The 16,571-nt window shown below is 44.9% G+C and carries 17 protein-coding genes; 12 read left to right on the top strand and 5 right to left on the bottom strand.

Annotation, left to right across the window (positions count from 1 at the left end):
- The first annotated feature begins 278 nt into the window (after positions 1-278).
- The 8 genes from BMY80_RS07915 to corA all read left to right on the top strand — a co-directional run bounded on the left by BMY80_RS07915 (position 279) and on the right by corA (position 7,628).
- Complete coding sequence (locus BMY80_RS07915; protein ID WP_143066494.1) at positions 279-1,235, top strand: hypothetical protein; 957 nt, start codon at positions 279-281, stop codon at positions 1,233-1,235.
- A 190-nt stretch (positions 1,236-1,425) separates the two neighbouring features.
- Positions 1,426-1,797, top strand: coding sequence for a hypothetical protein (locus BMY80_RS07920; protein WP_093142600.1), 372 nt, complete (start codon positions 1,426-1,428; stop codon positions 1,795-1,797).
- Between the two features lie 238 nt (positions 1,798-2,035).
- Entirely contained in the window at positions 2,036-2,530 is a 495-nt protein-coding gene (locus tag BMY80_RS07925; RefSeq protein ID WP_093142601.1) for an NUDIX domain-containing protein, read from the top strand.
- Between the two features lie 260 nt (positions 2,531-2,790).
- On the top strand, positions 2,791-3,252 hold the full coding sequence (locus BMY80_RS07930) for an NUDIX domain-containing protein (protein WP_031578280.1): 462 nt from the start codon (positions 2,791-2,793) through the stop codon (positions 3,250-3,252).
- Positions 3,253-3,338: 86 nt separating this feature from the next.
- Complete coding sequence (gene mnmA / locus BMY80_RS07935) at positions 3,339-4,430, top strand: tRNA 2-thiouridine(34) synthase MnmA (RefSeq protein WP_031578281.1); 1,092 nt, start codon at positions 3,339-3,341, stop codon at positions 4,428-4,430.
- A gap of 9 nt (positions 4,431-4,439) precedes the next feature.
- Positions 4,440-5,072 carry a DUF489 family protein gene (locus BMY80_RS07940; RefSeq protein WP_093142604.1) on the top strand — a complete coding sequence of 211 codons (633 nt, stop codon included), beginning with the start codon at positions 4,440-4,442 and terminating at the stop codon, positions 5,070-5,072.
- Between the two features lie 41 nt (positions 5,073-5,113).
- Entirely contained in the window at positions 5,114-6,487 is a 1,374-nt protein-coding gene (gene purB / locus BMY80_RS07945) for an adenylosuccinate lyase (protein ID WP_031578283.1), read from the top strand.
- A 187-nt stretch (positions 6,488-6,674) separates the two neighbouring features.
- Positions 6,675-7,628, top strand: a complete 954-nt coding sequence (corA, locus tag BMY80_RS07950) for a magnesium/cobalt transporter CorA (protein ID WP_031578284.1) — start codon at positions 6,675-6,677, stop codon at positions 7,626-7,628.
- Positions 7,629-7,675: 47 nt separating this feature from the next.
- Here the strand turns inward: corA and BMY80_RS07955 are convergent, their stop codons facing one another.
- On the bottom strand, positions 7,676-8,179 hold the full coding sequence (locus BMY80_RS07955) for an NUDIX hydrolase (RefSeq protein WP_093142606.1): 504 nt from the start codon (positions 8,177-8,179) through the stop codon (positions 7,676-7,678).
- A 106-nt stretch (positions 8,180-8,285) separates the two neighbouring features.
- Between BMY80_RS07955 and BMY80_RS07960 the strand changes: the two genes are divergently transcribed.
- The 3 genes from BMY80_RS07960 to asnS all read left to right on the top strand — a co-directional run bounded on the left by BMY80_RS07960 (position 8,286) and on the right by asnS (position 10,975).
- Positions 8,286-8,741: a hypothetical protein gene (locus BMY80_RS07960; protein WP_093142609.1), complete on the top strand. Its 456-nt coding sequence runs from the start codon at positions 8,286-8,288 to the stop codon at positions 8,739-8,741.
- 157 nt (positions 8,742-8,898) lie between these two features.
- A complete protein-coding gene (locus tag BMY80_RS07965; RefSeq protein WP_093142613.1) occupies positions 8,899-9,456 on the top strand; it encodes a hypothetical protein in 558 nt (185 codons plus the stop codon).
- Positions 9,457-9,574: 118 nt separating this feature from the next.
- The gene (asnS, locus tag BMY80_RS07970) at positions 9,575-10,975 is read left to right on the top strand and encodes an asparagine--tRNA ligase (RefSeq protein WP_031578288.1); all 1,401 of its coding nucleotides are present in this window, start codon (positions 9,575-9,577) and stop codon (positions 10,973-10,975) included.
- A gap of 160 nt (positions 10,976-11,135) precedes the next feature.
- Here the strand turns inward: asnS and BMY80_RS07975 are convergent, their stop codons facing one another.
- The 3 genes from BMY80_RS07975 to BMY80_RS07985 form a co-directional block, all read right to left on the bottom strand.
- Positions 11,136-11,888: an AraC family transcriptional regulator gene (locus BMY80_RS07975; RefSeq protein ID WP_093142616.1), complete on the bottom strand. Its 753-nt coding sequence runs from the start codon at positions 11,886-11,888 to the stop codon at positions 11,136-11,138.
- 17 nt (positions 11,889-11,905) lie between these two features.
- On the bottom strand, positions 11,906-12,211 hold the full coding sequence (locus tag BMY80_RS07980) for a DUF6506 family protein (RefSeq protein WP_093142618.1): 306 nt from the start codon (positions 12,209-12,211) through the stop codon (positions 11,906-11,908).
- 307 nt (positions 12,212-12,518) lie between these two features.
- Positions 12,519-14,270 (bottom strand): glycoside hydrolase family 13 protein, encoded by a 1,752-nt coding sequence (locus tag BMY80_RS07985; protein WP_093142621.1) that lies wholly within the window; start codon positions 14,268-14,270, stop codon positions 12,519-12,521.
- A gap of 140 nt (positions 14,271-14,410) precedes the next feature.
- Here BMY80_RS07985 and BMY80_RS07990 point away from each other — a divergent pair, with 140 nt between their 5' ends.
- Entirely contained in the window at positions 14,411-15,286 is an 876-nt protein-coding gene (locus BMY80_RS07990; protein WP_177178537.1) for an AraC family transcriptional regulator, read from the top strand.
- A gap of 305 nt (positions 15,287-15,591) precedes the next feature.
- Here BMY80_RS07990 and BMY80_RS07995 read toward each other — a convergent pair whose 3' ends face one another.
- Positions 15,592-16,107, bottom strand: coding sequence for a PD-(D/E)XK nuclease domain-containing protein (locus BMY80_RS07995; protein ID WP_245730106.1), 516 nt, complete (start codon positions 16,105-16,107; stop codon positions 15,592-15,594).
- Positions 16,108-16,571: the final 464 nt, after the last annotated feature.

The raw sequence follows: 16,571 nt of genomic DNA on the forward strand, positions 1-16,571 counted from the left end.
GATTAATTACCACGTCTTTGTTTTTTTCAGGAAATTTTAAGCTTTTATCCTTCCCGGTACTTATAATTTTTATGGAATTTTTTAATGATAACAGTACATTTATTAGAAAAAAGTTGTACAATAGCCCGCACTGTTCTTAATTCGGAACTACGGGAATGAACTATACAAAAAATAAAAAAGACATACTGACGTCAATTATATTCGATAAACAGAGTCTGGGATACATATCAGATTCAGTGATTATACGTAAGCATTACTTAAGGAATGTGCTTTTGTTTATGTTCGCATTAACACTGATTATTTCATGCACTGTCTACGTCGTAAAATCCGTTCCCGTAATTTCAAAAAAATATTTTGACATAACATTGAGCGGTTACGCCTACGGAACGGGATTTATCCATTCATCGGCAGACCAATTCAAATACCATAGCTCAAAAACATGCGATTATTATGTGAAGGTACTGTCCACCAGTGAAAACTCAGAAAATGTTCCGAAACTGATGAGAATAAAAAATATTGAATGTACGGCACTCCTCGGTGAAAAAATAAAATTCATCTATGAAAAAGATGATCCGTCCGAAATCTTTGCTGTCGACAGACACAGCACAACCTTCAGTCAGGTTGTATTTATATTCTGGATTCTGTTAGTTATTATTACCGTTATGATATTTTTTATCGTGTACAGAACCAGACGTGATTACGGAATGAGATTCCGCCAGGCCCTGGAATCAGGCATTCATCTGGAGCTTCAACTGCAGCCTGCAGAGTTGTTTTACCATGCGGTAAAGAATAATTACGATTCTCCTCTGATGCTGATGTCTGATATGGGGACAGAAAAAAACATTTCAAGCTCTTTCCGAAGCTGGAAGAGAACTTTTGAAACACGCTGCAACTTTCAAATAAGCCAGTTCAATACGGCAATCATAGGACTGACATACACATGTTGGCCTAACATAAAACTGTCCCTACACCCCGAGCCTGTGATAAAATACAGCCGCGAGGTCTGCCACATATACGGAATCAGCGAAAACACACTTAGAAAAGCGGCAAACCTGCCTCCTGTTTCAGATGATATGAAAACAGATGACGTACAGAATTCACCGGCATCAGAAACAGACAGAATGATATTTTTTGCCGGACCGTGGATCTCAAAAAACAAAACCCCTGACAAAAAACTGAATCTTTACATAACCACAGATGAATTCAGGGATTATTACACCACTCCGGTTAAATAATCAGAAGCTGTCGGAACCTGAAGACCAGAGGCTCCGGCAGATAACAGGAATATGCCGGCAGCGTGTTTTTCTTTTTGATTTATAAACATCATTCCAATACACCGGAACTGTAAATCCAAAAGCAAAATAAATCGCGTAAACAGCTTCGGCGTAAATATAAAACATTCATTGCAAATTAAGGATAATTCGAATGGCTAATAAATCTTCATCAGGAACTGTTATCACCACAATCATCGCATTGGGCATCCTTATCTATAACGGCTTTGTATTTTGGGAAAACCACACAGATTCAGGCGCAACTCATTTCGCAAAAAAAATGATTAACGAATCACTTGAAGATGAAGAGCTCGACATTACACTGGATAAACTGGAACTTCTGAGCACAGGTACCGATAAGGACGCTTTCGAGGTATTCAGTAAAGACAGGAACCAGCTCGAAACAGGCGGAAAATTTTTCAGAGGCAGAGGAACCTTCTCTGACGGTTCCGTTTCGGAAATCTGTTATTACCGTTTTTCAAAAGGCGGTGACACATACGTTTTCACCGGATTATGCCGGGATTAAACCCGATGTATTTCAGGCCGGCCCCGTTCCGGCTCTGTCCGCACGCAATGTTTCATTGAATTCAGGTTACGCGCATCCGAAAATACGGAAGTCATCCATACACAGGTCCATCACGGATACGGGATGTTTTCAGCGGATTAAGCATCTCTTTTTCTTTAATCATCTCCCGTGTTTTATTTGTTTCTTTTCCTCCTTGTGATAAAATTTTGCTTAGTCAGCAAAGAGGAGCCGTTTCGTCATGTCCTACAAATTCAAACCTGTCTCTGTTGTTGCCGTCATCGTTACCTTCAATAACAAATACCTGATTGTGGAAGAGCGTCTCGGTAACGGGAATCCGGTTTATAACACCCCGGCCGGTCATATTGAACACTGGGAGAATCTGTTTGAAGGAGCCGTAAGAGAACTTTACGAGGAAACAGGCATCAGAACAGATCATTTTGACGGAGTGGTGGGACTGTACAATCTGGTTCAGGACAACTATACCATGCTGAGAACCGTGTTCAGTCTCAGGCTGGACAGTGAACCTGAGCTGATGATAAATGATCCTGACGGAGATATCGTGGCTCATCACTGGATGACATACGAACAGTGCCGGGCGATTTCTCCGAGCATGCGTTCCGAACTTGTGTTTGATGCCATCAGGGATTTTCATGAGGGACGTCTGTATCCCGTTGATCTGATAACAAGCTACGACAAACTTTCCGATTCCGTCCGTCAGATGAAGACGCAGTAGTTTACTCTTTTTTCCATAAAACAGGCGGAATTTCCAGGCTTACTGACTTTCTGAAACAGACTTTCAGGTTTTTCCGTAAAGTTCAGAGAAAAACAGTCATGAGTAAATTGCATTCAATCTGAAGTGACTAACACTCTCTTTGTTGGTAGAATATGGACAGAATTTCCGACAGCAGATTAAACCGCCTTCCGGCGGTTTAATCATTATGACTGTCATAAAACACATGTAACTCCAAAAACACGAACTGAGAGAAAATAACAATGGCTGAACGTTTTCGTCCTTATGTAACAGTTGCGGCAATCATCGAATGTCGCGGTAAATACGCTCTTGTATCAGAATACGATGAAGCACCCTATCCTGTTTACGGACAACCCGCAGGACATCTTGAAAACAGGGAAGACCTGATTGACGCAGTTAAGAGGGAAATGAGAGAGGAAACCGGACTTAATCTTGAGCCCCAGGGACTCTGCGGCATCTACACCTACGTAAAGGATAACGAAACCATTCAGAGATTCTGCTTCTACACCGTCAACAATGACCTTCCTGAAGAACTGACAGCCAACGATCCGGATCAGGATATTCAGACAGCAGGATGGTACACCCGCGAGGAGATTGAAAAACTCAAGCCTCAGTACCGCACCAGACTTGTAAAACACTGCTTTGACGACTACTTTGCCGGCAACAGATATCCTCTTGATATTCTGAAAACAATCAAGCCGTAACAAATTGAAATAAAGCCCGCATTGTCGTATAATTCTACAGATGTATTTCTAAATATTTCACAACAATTCTGGTATTTCGATCACAAATGTCAACAAAAAAAGTAGTAGTCGGTATGTCAGGCGGGGTTGATTCCTCCGTATCAGCATACCTGCTTAAAGAACAGGGATATGATGTCGTCGGTCTTTTCATGAAGAACTGGGAAGAAGACGACACGGACACTTACTGCTCCGCTGCCGCCGATCTGGCGGATGCCAGAGCCGTATGCGAAAAAATAGGCATTGAGCTTAAGACCATAAATTTCGCAGCCGAATACTGGGATCGTGTTTTTGAAAACTTTCTGTCGGAGTACAGTGCCGGCAGAACCCCGAATCCGGACATTCTGTGCAACAAGGAAATCAAGTTCAAGGCATTCCTTGACTATGCCATGGAAGATCTGGAGGCCGACTACATTGCCACAGGTCACTATGTGCAGCGTACCTTTGATGAAAAGCCCAAGCTTCTCAGAGGAACGGATCCGAACAAGGATCAGAGCTACTTCCTGTACACTCTGAGCCATGAGCAGATCGGCAAGTCTCTCTTTCCTGTTGGCGACATCATCAAGCCGAAGGTAAGGGAAATAGCCTCCAAGCTGGGACTTGTCACCGCAGCCAAGAAGGATTCCACTGGAATCTGCTTTATCGGGGAAAAAAGATTCAATGAATTCCTCAGCCGGTTCATTCCGGCCAAGGGAGGCGACATCGTAACTGTCGACGGAGAGGTTATCGGAAAGCATGACGGTCTGATGTACCACACTCTCGGTCAGAGAAAGGGACTGAGAATCGGCGGCAGAAAAGACGGCTCTGATGAACCGTGGTATGTGGTTGACAAAGACCTTGAACACAATGTTCTCATTGTGGCTCAGGGACACAATCACCCGAGACTCATGTCAAAGGCACTGATTGCAACCAATCTCTGCTTTACCAACCGTGAACCGCTCAAGGCGGGAAGATACACCGTAAAGACAAGATACCGCCAGCCTGACATTCCGTGCTATGCGGAGCAGACCGGAGACGATCAGATTAAGGTTGTCTTTGATCATGATGTGGCTGCGGTAACTCCGGGACAGAGCGCCGTTTTATACAACGGAGAGGAATGTCTCGGCGGCGGCATCATTGAACAGCGCCTTCAGAATATTTAAGGAGACTCTATGGCTAACGACATTACTGCCCAGACTCAGGCTTTTGCCGCAATCTGTCAGGCCAGTGCCCTGATTCAGGAACTCGCAAACTGCGGGACCTGGGATGAGGACGCTGCCGCCATTCTCATTAAATCGTTAGCTGTTGACAGTACCGATAATCTCGAAGAGCTTTATCCGCCTCAGTATCTGAAAAAAGGTTATTTTTCACTGGTTCAGTGTTTTGGCGGAAATTCAGGTGAACAGAGATACCTGCAGCTGGCAAAGTACGTGATTCTGTTCATTCGTCTTGAAAGAAAAGTCACCCAGTCGGTAACGGCGGCCGAAAGACTCAACCGCAGACTGGTGGACAACACAGAACAGGCCAGAGCCAGACATCTGTCTGTCCTTGATCCTGGGCTTATTGAAAATCTGTCCAATATCTACAAGTCTGAAATTTCAGATACCGGACTTCTTAAATTTAATATTTACGGCAGGAAGAGCATGCTGCAGCAGCTGCACATCCAGCATAAAATCAGAGCCCTGATTCTTGCCGCCATTAAAGCCGTTATCCACTGGCGCAGTGCCGGCGGAAGACGTCGCAGTTTCATTTTTAGAAGAGCCAGACTGGTTGAATGTGCAAACACCCGTCTGAAACAAATTTAACTTGATTCCTTTACATTAATAAACTGGAGCTATAACAGCAAATGGAATTAGAACTTTCTACTCTTACCGCAGTGTCCCCTATTGACGGACGTTATGCCGGAAAATGTACCGATCTTCGCGCTATTTTCTCAGAATTCGGTTTAATGCATAACCGTGTAACCGTTGAGGTTGAATGGTTAAAGAAGTTAGCCGCCACTCCTGAAATCACCGAAGTTCCTGCATTCAGCAAGGAAGCTGTCGCTTTCCTCGACAACATTGTGAACAACTTCAGCCTCGCCGATGCCCAGGCCATCAAGAAGCACGAAAGCGTAACCAATCACGATGTTAAGGCTATTGAATACTTCCTTAAGGACAAGGCTGCCGAATTCCCTGAAATCAATGCAGTTAAGGAATTCATCCACTTTGCCTGTACTTCAGAAGACATCAACAACAACTCTCATGCCTTAATGCTCAAGAAGGCAAGAGAACAGGTTATCGTTCCTTTATTCAACCAGATCATTGACGCCATCACCAATCTGGCTCACACCTATGCAGAAGCTCCGATGATGTCAAGAACTCACGGTCAGCCGGCATCTCCTTCCACCCTCGGTAAGGAAATGGCCAACGTTGTATACCGTCTCCGCCGTCAGCTCAAGCAGATTGAATCTGTAGAGCTTCTCGCAAAGATCAACGGCGCCGTTGGTAACTACAATGCTCACTTAAGTGCCTATCCAAACGTAGACTGGAAGAAGTTCAGTCAGGAATTCGTTGAAAGCCTCGGTCTGACCTGGAATCCGTACACCATCCAGATCGAACCTCACGATTACATTGCCGAACTGTTCAATGCCATCGCAAGATTCAACACCATCGTTTTAGACTTTGACCGTGACATCTGGGGTTACATCTGCCTCGGAACCTTCAAGCAGCGTACCATCGCCGGTGAAGTAGGTTCTTCAACCATGCCTCACAAGGTTAACCCAATCGACTTCGAAAACTCAGAAGGCAACATCGGCATCGCCAATGCAATCTTCAATCACCTGGCAGCAAAGCTTCCTGTAAGCCGCTGGCAGAGAGACCTTACCGACTCTACCGTTCTGAGAAACCTCGGTGTTGCAGTCGGCTATACCGAAATCGCCATGAAGTCTACCCTCAAGGGCGTAAGCAAGCTTGAAGCCAACACTCAGCACATGCTTGACGAACTCGACAACAACTGGGAAGTTCTGGCGGAACCATATCAGACCGTAATGCGCAGATACGGTGTTGACAAGCCTTATGAAAAGCTCAAGGCTCTCACCCGCGGTCAGAAGGTAAATCAGGAAATCATGCTGAAGTTCATCGATACTCTTGAAATCCCTGAAGAAGCCAAGGAATCCTTAAGAAAGCTCACTCCGGCAAACTACATCGGTCGTGCCGTTGAATTCGCAAAGGAAATCTAAGCCAGAACCTTAGCTTATAAAAACATGACGCCGGATGCTGAAAAAAATCACATCCGGCGTTTTCTGTTTCCGCTCTTTACGCATCCCCGTCAAAGCCCGACGGAATGCCGTTAACGGGCAACCGCCGTTTGCATAAAACAGGACATTTTGATAAAATAGTTCAGTTAAGACAGGTAGGAGGACAGAGATGATCAGAACATATATACTGAATAACCAGACCCTGACCTACAAGGATCTCGAACCTCTGAAGCCCATACCTGAAAACACCATCTGGATTGACATCAAAAACCCTGACGACGAAGAAAGGGAATGGATGCAGCACCTCTTCAAGGAAGAGGTTCCGGAAGAGGATGACATCGACGAAATCGAATCATCATCCCGTTTCTACATCGATACCGACGGTGTTCACATCACCTCCCTGTTCCCGCAGAGAAAAGGTCGTGAAACAGAGAGTGCCAACGTACTGTTCACCATTCACGGCAGCATGCTTATCACTTTCCGTGAAGAGGACGTAAGCATCATCCGTCTGCTGAGACATTATCTCAAGCATGACCGCGTGGAAATCAAGGACAACATCGACATTTTCCTGGAACTGCAGGACATCAAGGTTGAATCCCTGTCAGACTACATCGAAGACTCTTACGAAACTCTGGAAGAAACCGCCTCACAGGTACTGTCTGATGATGACGAAACCATTCAGGATCTGCTACAGGAACTTACCTTCCAGGAAGAAACCATTTCCCAGATTCGTAGTGCCCTGTTCGATACCAGAAAGGCTCTGCGATTCCTGCGTAAATCCATAACCGGACGTCTGACCTCACAGCAGTTCGAAACCATTGACAATATCCTTCAGGATATCGAGTCCCTGCTTCCGCACACTCAGTTCATGTTCGACAAGATCAACTTCCAGCTGCAGACAGCGATGTCATACACCAACCACAAGCAGAACAAGATTATCAAAATCTTCTCCGTGGCGGCGGTAGTGTTCATGCCTCCGACCTGGATTGCAAGCGTATACGGCATGAACTTCAACACCATGCCTGAACTTGACTGGAAATACGGCTACCCGATTTCCATTATCATGATGATTCTTTCAGCCACCATCACCTACCTCTTCTTCAGACGCAAGAAGTGGCTATAATCCGGTCAGTGAAGACAGCCTGAAACAGGCTGTCTTACTCCGGAAATCTAAATCTTTCCTTCTCTCAGCTGTTCCTGCACGAATCTAAAGGCTATGAGTGAATCGGGAGTGAATTCACCGGCTCTTGATGAGACTTCTTCCGCCGTAAGCATCAGCACGTCATCAACCTCGCTTTCCTGCATCACTATTTTTCCTTTGTATTCTCCGTAGAACACGCCGGCCCAGGTAAAGGTTGACGGTTTATGCTGCAGCTTCTTCCAGCCGAGATACTTAAGCCCGGTATCAACGCCGAGTTCCTCCATAAGCTCCCTTCTGGCGCTAAGGACAATGTCATCCTCTCCCGCCTGAACCACCCCGCCGATACAGGCGTCGAGCATCCCCGGACAGTAGTCCTTTATCATGGTTCGCTTTTCTATGTAAAAACGTCCCTCACCGTCTCCGAGAACGATATATGAGGCTCTGTGAGGCATTTCATTGCGACGCATTACGGAACGCGGAACTATTTCCGTAATCTGATTGTTTTCGTCAACAACCGGCACCATTTCTTCCATGGAAAATCTCCTGCTGGCAATCTTTTATTCAATCACACAATAATTTTTGTGATATCCGACAAGTGTTATATAATATACCAACACAAAGTTTACTGGAACAAGTCAAATGATTAGCCTTTATAAGAAATTTACAGTTATTGCCGCGGCATCACTTCTTACAGCCTGCAGCAACCTATCAGAATATCAGACCAAACTGCCACATCTTGAATACAAGGAAGTAACCGCGGACATCAGCAACAAAACTGCTCCCGTGGTTAATGCAAACTTCTGCATAGTAAACAACCTTGATCGCGGAGTTGATGTTAAACGACTGATGCTGATTCTCTTTGTAAACGGCATGGAAATCGACATGAAGGAAATTGACTACGACAAAGAAGTCAAGGCCAACTCCAGAAAATGCTATACCGCAAAATTCGAACCTGATGTCGTACACAGTCCTAACGCATCATCAACACTGCTCAACACCATGCTTGACAGAACCTACAGAATTGAAGGTACCGTAGTTTATGATGACGATGACGTTATCCCCGTAACCACTTCCGGCGAGGGAATTCTCTACTAATTCCTTCTGTTTCTCATCCCGGACGAACCGCCTCATGACCTGCGGTTACGTCCGAATCCGAACGGAAAAAATAACGTTTTACGGAACAATTTCACGGAAACGGCCCGCCGTCTGTTCACGGCACCGTTTACCGCATAACAGTTAAAAGGATCCCCCTGTGGAAAACAAGCTGATTACCTACACGCCTAATCCGGAAGCCCCGATCAATCTGGACCTGACATCATACAGAAGACCGGAAGCCAATCGCGGAATCATCAAATTCGCCTGGATGTATGCCATATGCGGAGGCATCTGCATACTGTTTCTCGTTTTCAAACAGTACATTGCCTTTGTTCAGAACTATTTTGTTCTTCTCGAAGCCATGGCCGCGATTCTGCTCTTCATGGCGGGGAAGTGCTATTTCGCCTATGCCAGGGATTACAACAGATTCCTGAGATGGGACTGCACCGCAGCCAGAATCATCAGGGTGACCGAGCATGAAACAGGCAGTCATACCTTTATAGATCTGGAATTCACTCCTGAAAACGGCAGTGAGCCGATAAAATTCACCGAAGAGATTCACGCCCCTCTTCTTACCGCCATCAAGGAGCTGGGGATCAATGCCCTTCCTGTGCTCTATCAGCCTTCAAGATGTTATACGGGCAGGGCATATTACGTTGATCTCAGATTCTGTCGTGACGGTCTTGATACTTCAAATCTGACAAAGAAATCCTGATTTATTTTTAGGTTGCCTTTTTGGACTTTTAAGAATAAGATCAGAGGGGTTTTTATTTAATTAATTGATACTTAACTACTGGTTCTTTAAACATTACCAGTTCGTGAGAGGTTTTATAATGATTATTGCTTCAGTTGACAGCATTTTAAAAGGTTCATATGAAGTTGGTACCGAAGTTCGCGTACGCGGTTGGATCAGAACCAGACGTGACTCAAAAGCAGGTTTTTCATTTTTAGCTGTACATGATGGTTCTTGCTTTAATCCTATTCAGGTTGTTGCTCCAAATACCTTAAGCAACTATGAAGACGGTATTTTACATCTGACCACCGGCTGTTCCGTTGTAGCTGACGGCAAGATTGTAGAATCACAGGGTAAGGGCCAGCAGTTCGAAATTCAGGCTACTGCAGTTGAAGTATGCGGTCTGGTTGAAGATCCTGATACCTATCCTATGAGCGCCAAGAGACACACTGTTGAATTCCTGCGTGAAAATGCTCACCTGAGAACCAGAACCAACATCATGGGTGCGGTTATGCGTGTGAGAAACTGTCTGGCTCAGGCTATCCACAGATTCTTCAACGAAGAAGGATTCATCTGGATTTCAACTCCGCTAATCACTGCTTCAGACTGTGAAGGTGCCGGCGAAATGTTCCGCATCACCACTCTGGACATGAACAACCCTCCAAAGACTGCAGACGGCAAGGTTGACTATTCACAGGACTTCTTCGGCAAGGAAGCATTCCTGACCGTTTCAGGTCAGCTGAACGCTGAAACCATCGCTTCCTCAATGTCAAAGGTATACACCTTCGGACCTACCTTCAGAGCTGAAAACTCCAATACCACCCGTCACCTGGCTGAATTCTGGATGGTTGAACCTGAAGTTGCCTTCTATGACCTCAACGACAATGCTGCTCTTGCTGAAAGAATGCTTAAGTACGTATTCAAGGCAGTACTCACCGAAAGACGTGACGATATGGAATTCTTTGCAGAACGCGTAGACAAGGATGCCATCAACAGACTTGAAAAGTTCGTATCTTCAGACTTTGCTCAGGTTGACTACACCGACGCCATCGAAATTCTGAAGAACTGCGGCAAGAAGTTTGAATACCCTGTTGAATGGGGTGTTGACCTTCAGTCAGAACACGAACGCTACCTTGCTGAAGAACACTTCAAGGCTCCTGTAGTTGTTAAGAACTATCCTAAGGACATCAAGGCCTTCTACATGAGACTTAACGATGACGGCAAGACCGTAGCCGCAATGGACGTGCTTGCTCCGGGAATCGGTGAAATCATCGGCGGTTCACAGAGAGAAGAAAGAATCGAAGTTCTCGACAGAAGACTTGCCGAACTCAACCTCGATCCTAAGAACTACTGGTGGTACAGAGACCTCCGCCGTTACGGCAGCGTAACCCACTCAGGTTTCGGTCTCGGTTTCGAACGTCTGGTTGTATACGTAACCGGTATGGGTAACGTACGTGACGTTATTCCGTTCCCACGTACCGTAAACAACGCTGATTTCTAATAATCGGTTATCCACAGTCAAAACCCCCGGCCATGACATCATGACCTGGGGTTTGTACTTTTTGTTTTAAACTCCTGACAATAATTACATTCTTAAAGAATATTCGCCGTAATTAAAAAACACGTGGAAATTCAAGTGTTCGGAAATGACCGGAAGCCTTCTACTTTTTATGAATCAGGCCCTTATAGTCCCCGACTGAAATCCCCATGTACTTTTTAAAAACGGTGCAGAGATGACTCTGGGAGGCAAAACCTGTTTCATAGGCGATATCGGCATCGCGCACGTCATCCTCCATCTTCCTCTTCGCCTCCCTGAGACGGCACTGAATAAGATACTGTTTCGGAGTAATCTTCATGAATTTTTTAAAAACCCGGGCAAGATAGGAGCTCGTAACGTCCAGACCTAAAGCCACATCAGCAACGGAGATGCCGTCAGTAATGTGTTCTTCGATATATTCACGGGCTTTTTTCACAACCTCAGCCACACTCCTCGCACCGTTACCGGCAGGAGAATAGCGCTGAAGAAAAATCCCCAGTCTGTCGATAAAGTCCTCTTCACTGGCGACTGCGTCAAAATCAGCCAGAATAGCGTTTATTATTCCCGAATCCGTAAAAACGCACGGTGATTCAGAAAGATATGACATGATTCTTACGCACATTTTGTCATGAACGGACAGTGATAAATAATCATAGACATCACAGGCAGAAAGTGAAATGGAATTGTCCGGAGGCAGAACAATGACGGTACCAGCTTTGACTTTACGGCGCGCACCGTTAACTGAGACGAAGAGGCATCCTGCGGTAAAAAGAACCATGGTAAAGCTTTTGTGGGTATGTTCCGGCAGGGATGCCTGACCATGCCCGCGAATGAGCTCACAGTCTCCGTGTTTTACGATTGTTAACAGGTTCTTCATTAATGCCTCTTTGAAATTTAAGCAAAAAGTTCGTCACCGCTCTTAAAATCAAGTCCCGGATGACAGTCGAATTTAACGGCTCCTACTTTAGCCTTTCCATGAACCGCCCGGGTTATCATGGCAACGCCCTCGTTACCGAATCCCGCACACAGTTCAATAACCTTAACGCCGTTTTCCACAAGTTCCCTGGCGACTTCAACACCTTCGGCATAACTGCCCACACCGACCACGTGCAGGTTGAGAATCTCGGTATCTATATCGCACTTATGCACGGTTCTGTCGGTCTTCGGAGCAACGAAAATAAATGCAGCTTCCACTTTCATAATAATCTCCTTAATAAAAAAATCCAAACTGCACGTATCATTTTATATACCGGGTCAGCAGCCGTATTTCAAAAAAATGACCTGTGAAAAAATATTCCGGAGCGACCTGTTATTCACCGGGATGCCGAAAGGAGGTACTCAGATAGCGTAAAAATTTATCCACAGGTAAAAAAACGGCCGTCACGACTCCTGCTCCGAGGGCGCAATGGCCAAAAACCAAGGATTGAACAGTCTTTACCTCAGATGCGCAAATCTTACAGGATATCGGACACGGCGGTAACCTTTCAGGTGTCCGGATCGCTGTTGATTACTTCTCCTTAATCACGGTAACCAGAACACCTCCCTTTTTGAGTCTGCCGTCTTCATAGCCATGTGCAAACAGCACATCTCCCTTAACGACAGGGTCAACGTCATAATCGTTGGCGTTTATGCAGACCCGGTAACGTCCGCCCTCTCCTCTTGAGTAACGGATAAGTCTTGAACCGTCGGATTCTTCCCAGAAAAGTCCGCCTTTTCCCTTAAAACCTTCTGATTTACGCAGGGCGATAAGCTCCTTTACCTCCTCCGTTATGTGTTCGTATTTTCCGGATTCAATGTCCTTCCACGGCATCGGTCGGCGGTTATACGGATCGTCCGCACCTTCAAGAGCTATCTCGGTACCGTAATAAATACACGGAGATCCCGGCATAGTCATGAGAATAGTCATCTGCTGAATGAATTCATCGTAGGATCCTGTCCTGTTGATGATTCTTGCCACATCATGGCTGTCCAGAAGGTTAAAAAGAACTCGATTTACCTGTTCCTTATACAGTGAATAGCAGTAATCAATTCTGTACCTGAAATCCCCGGCATTCAGACTGCCGTCAAGAAAGAAATTGCCGATGCTCTGCATGAACGGATAATTCATGACGGAGTCGTATTCATCACCGTCAAGATAAGGAGCTGAATCGGTCCATATTTCTCCCAGAAGGAAAATATCCGGTCTGATCTTTTTAAGCTCACGGCGAAGATGCTTTATGAAGCTGTGTGAAATCTCATTACCAACGTCGAATCTGATGCCGTCGATGTCAAATTCCGCAATCCATTTTTTGCAGATGCCGGTAAAGTAATCCACAACCTCAGGATTATTGGTATTAAGCTTCGGCATTTCGGCCACGAAGGCAAAGGAATAATAACGTCCGTCCATGGTGTTGCCCTTCTTTCCGGCAAAGTCGTCGTCATTAACGTAATACCAGTCAAAGTATCTGGAATTACGTCCGTTTTTAAGTACGTCCCTCCAGGCGAAAAACTCCGGTCCGGAATGATTGAACACTGCATCAATCATGATCTTAAAGCCCATGTCATGAGCCTTTTTCACCAGTGCGGCAAATTCCTCATTGGTACCGAATGCCGGATCAAGCTCTTCGTAATCAGCGGTATCGTAACGGTGATTGGTTCCGCTCCTGAATATCGGATTAAAGTAAATGCCGGTAATACCGAGGGAGGCCAGATACTCAAGTCTTTCGGACACGCCCCTGACGTTGCCTCCGTAGAGACTCTTATGGTCGATACCGGTAATGACGTCCCAGTCCCTGAATCTGCCTTTACTGCCGTCCTCAGACCTTGAGAAACGGTCCGGAAATATCTGATACCACACGGTATCCGCCACCCATTCAGGAGGATTGCAGATGTCGGAATCGTTCATCCAGGCAAACTTAAAGAAATGTTTGGCGAACTCGTCACGGTGTATGAATGACGGATCGTAAAAACCGTCTTCCAGGAAACATTTTACGGTGCCGTCATCGAAAGTCAGCAGAAAATAATACTGCAGGCGTCTGTACTCAGGCTTCACCGTCACGGAATAAATGATTTCATGAGCAAGTTCCGCGGTCAGTTTCATCTCAGCAGGATGTCCGTCCCATGCGGAAAAACCGGATATTCCGTTGATATACGGATCTTCATGAACCAGAACCGCCTTCACCACGCTGCGGTTTGCATGAAGCCGGATTCTCAAATCCGTTTCATTAAGAGAGTAGCAGTCGTTGTAACCGCATTTATGACTGATTCCTTCATACATCATGACATTAGCTCCTTTGGACTGTTATTCAATGGAACTAGTTTAAGAATCTTCAGAAAGAAAATCTTTAATGATTCTATTTACAATTTAACACAATCCTATTATTCTTAATGGCAGACCATTCCGTTACGGGAGCTTTTTACATGAATAATGTCAGACTGATACATGAAAGCAAAAAGCACGGAAAGGATGATTTCTCCTACTCCATTTACCACACCATAATTCCTCTATGGATGAAGAGTTTTCCGCTTCACTGGCATGACGAAGTGGAAATCACCGTCATCACCGAAGGCACTGCACTCTTTACCATATGCAACAGAAAAATCACAGCCTCGGCCGGAGACATTCTGATTGCCAACCGCAGATATCCCCACTGTGTGGAACAGTATCGTGACGAAGGCGCAAGCTTCTTTTCCATTCTGTTTAACACAAATCTTGTAAAAAACCGGATTCTCGATCCCGAGAATCTCGGCATAATCGAAGACATTGAGGCGGAAAGACTGATTTTTCCGGAAATCATAAAGAAGGACACTCCTCTTAATGTCAGGCTGATGCCGGTTCTCAGTGAGCTTATAGAAAACCGTAAAAAAAGCTACACGGACTTTCAGATGGGGGTTCTCGGATGTCTGTATCTCGTCTTTCAGATACTGAGCCGTAATACCGTAAGAAACGACAGAACGGCAACCGAATACCGCGTGGATTTCTCCAAGATAAAACCTGCCATAAATGCGGTCATAAATCATTACGAACAGAAGATTTCCATATCATCCGTTGCCGGAGAATGCTGTCTCTCGGACAGTCATTTCATGAAACTCTTTAAGAAAACAACCGGTAAAACCTTTAATGAATTTCTCATAGACCACAGACTCAGCAAGGCTTCCCAGATGCTAAAGGACACCGATGACCGCATCATAGACATTGCCAACAGCTGCGGCTTCTACAACCAGTCATATTTTACGAGAATGTTCATCAGACATTATTCAGTAACACCGAGTGAATACAGAAAGATAATGCGCTGACGATGCGCCTGGAATAATCCTCCTTGTGATTTATCTCCAAAACTGACCGTGATGACAGCCTTCCAAGTTTTTGTATAACCTGTTTTTCCTAAATACCTAAATTACGTCTCATCTCTGGAGCAATGTGTTCCTCCGCAAAAAAGCTCACATAATTTTCAGCACCTGTTTGGACATGCTTTCAGCGACTGCAAATCAAGGGCTTAAAGTGATTTTTGCGAGTGGAAAAATCATTGAGTATGAGCGTAATGCTTAGCATACTCATGCAAAACATGTGGTAAAAGCCGTAAAAAACAAGGCTTTTACCGTTATTTAGGAAGCTTACGTTCAGTACTCCTGCTATTTGAGTTTCTGAACCTTAACGGAACGGTTTTTTTATAAAAACAGATGCCGTAGGCATACACATTCTTTATTCCCGGAGCATTAACGAACTCATCGGCATATCTTTTTTCAAGCACCTGTTCCGGTGCGTTTACCGCAACGGAAACCTTGGTGCCGAAAGGTCTTGCCGTTTGCTTTAATTCCATAATTACTATGGTGTCATCGTTTTTGGAAGAAGCAATGATGTCGGCGCAGCCGTCTCCCGCTTCCGTGTCGGATTTATGTTCCTCCATGTATGAAATCCCGTTCACCTGCAGTCCGTTCATGAAACCGCGGTAATAGTTTTCCTTTGATTCATTTGCGGCAAAGTCCCTGATGGAAACGTATTTCATCAGGAGTGCGTCAAGTTTTGATTCTACCGCTTCGGCATTACCTTCAAACAAACCTTTTATCAGCTCACCGGTATTGTTTTTCATAACAGGATTTATTTCAAAGAAATCCATAATCTTCGATTTGAAACAGTCCTTTGGAATATACAGTCTGTATTCGTTTTTTTGGCAGATCGGTATTGCGGAGCAAAGGTGAGATATCCGGTATCCGGAAGCAGTGTTCAGAAATCCTTTACATCGTGATTTTTTAAATCAGCATAGTAACTGTTATGAAACGACCTTTGTCAAGCAGAAATTTAGGCAAGACATTTTCCTCAGTGTAAGCACGGCATTGGCCACTCTGTTATACGTGGATTGGATACCTCAGGTCAATGGTTCGCCGCGAATTCTATTTGTCTGTCGTCGAGGATCACTGTTCATAGTGCCATCATAGTTACATCGTAGATAATTCAAACCTTCTTGATGAAAAACGTCTTATCTAAATCACTGTCAGTTTCAGATGTTTAAGTAATCACATCCGGCTATAAATTTACTCTAATTAAACAGTTATCAGGCATTAGCTCTCTAACTTCGTTATT

Origin of the sequence: Ruminobacter amylophilus (assembly GCF_900115655.1) — a bacterium.
In the GTDB taxonomy this organism is placed as follows: domain Bacteria; phylum Pseudomonadota; class Gammaproteobacteria; order Enterobacterales; family Succinivibrionaceae; genus Ruminobacter; species Ruminobacter amylophilus.